General features: G+C 56.1%; 1 protein-coding gene. It reads right to left on the bottom strand.

All coding sequences use genetic code 11. The annotated features are described in order from the left end of the window. The coding region (locus tag VGM55_RS08590) for a hypothetical protein (RefSeq protein WP_331635245.1) at window positions 1–1794 on the bottom strand (1794 nt) is incomplete at its 3' end. Window positions 1795–1809: the final 15 nt, after the last annotated feature.

The following is a 1809-nucleotide window of genomic DNA, read 5'->3' on the forward strand; positions in this document are numbered from 1 at the left end:
TTTTCGTGCGTATAGCGGGTAACCTTCCGGGTGCATCGTCCCCACCACACGCTGATACCCATTATCAGGGTCCGCAGGTCCCAGTTTCCATGCCCTGTCTGAAGGTTTTGATTCAGTTCTCGCCAGCGGAGGGACTTCCGACGGAGAGTGTTCCGGTAGCTTTGCCGGCGCTGGTGCGGTCATCTTTTCTGGCTGGGTAATGACGGTTTTACGGGGATTAACTGGCGGTAAGTCCGGGCGCGGTGTTCGCCAGCGCCTGGCCACCCGGAGTATTTTGGCTCCTCCTTTTGCCACCAGGCCCCCCACAACTGGCAGACCATCCACGACGCATGGCAGGGCTGCATCCTGATAATTCCCGTCACGAAGATTGCCTGCACAGTCCACAAAGGGAATAAAGCCTGCGGTAAATTCCAGCAGTCCTTTTACCAGTGACTCTGCTGTGGTCGGTGTCAGCTGCGCCTGCAGAAGCGGGGCCGTCAGTCTGTCCACCTCCTTTTCAGCCATAAAGTCTGCAATGGCTCTGATATTATCCTGACCGGGTTTTGCCGGGAATACGGGGCCTCCATGGCGAAAGGTAATACGGGTCAGGTCAGCACGGGGAGCTTCGTTTTTATACTCGGACTGCTGCAGGGCTGACTGTAACTCAGGATAATGCTGAAACGCTCCCGCCAGTACAGTTTTCACTCCGCTGTTTTTCCCCAGGTCATTAAACACCCTGACCGGCTCATGCCGGTCTTCCGATAATGTGGAAAACGTGAAAAAACGCGTTTTTCCCTGATGTTCCGCTTTGATTACCAGGACATGCTGGCCAGCGACCGGTTCAGTGATGCCTTTACGGACCAAAGAATCATCCACGCCTTCTGCTGGTCGGGAAGGGCCGGTATCCCCGGGCGACAGGGGCGTTGGCCGGGTGGGCATATACTTATATTCAAACACCGGCGTGACCACCTCCAGCCTGCCTTTCTGGAGTATCTCCCGGTCTTCGAAACTCAGCCGGTTTGCCCCTTTTTCGAAAAGGGCGTTCAGTCCCCGCTTCAGGACGGGGACCACCTCTTTGTCCTTCCACTGGCTGAAATGGCCGGTAAAAACGCTCTTTTCCGACGCTGTAAAGGCAACGCGCCCATCATGCCCGGCAAAAAACTTTACAAGATTACCCAGGAGAGTGTAATCGCGCCAGAGTCTGCCTGCCGGGGTATCGTTCAGAAAATCGCTGAGACCATTGGCAGCCTGCTCTCCCCCTGGTGGAGTGCGCCGGGGATGGTTGTTTAATGCATTTTCCACGTTCTGCGGGTCCCCCATAACCCGGTTCTGCTTTGTGGCCTGCTGCTGAAGCAGTGAGACATTTTCATCAACATGTTTCAGTCCGGGGTATTTATCTTTCACCTGCTTCAGGGCCTTCATAAACTGACCATGAGTGCGCCTCTTCGCTTCACGCCACTGTGCTTCAGTCAGCGGAGGCTGGTCCTGGGTATATTTCTGATAAACGTCGTACCGCTTCTGCAACTGGAGGCCGAGATTGTATTCGGTGACCTGCTGAAGTTCAGCCGGGGTGAAGTTTCGCGGGTCTTCCCCTGCAAGCAAAACCAGCTCCCGGCCCAGGAATTCGGAAAGCTGCGCCGGACTGCCGGCGACAGTATTCCGGTAACCAGCCACCAGAGCGGGACTGGCCGTCCTCATCAGAAGGAGAGAAGGTGGGGCCGGGCGGGTATTCTTTGCCACGGAGGTGGCGGGCTGAGGGATATCAGGGCCGGAGACCTGCCCGGGACGATCATAAGGGGGGGTAACCGTTGTCATAACTGTTCCTTGAAT

Source organism: Cedecea sp., from assembly GCF_036500665.1.
Taxonomy (GTDB): domain Bacteria; phylum Pseudomonadota; class Gammaproteobacteria; order Enterobacterales; family Enterobacteriaceae; genus Cedecea.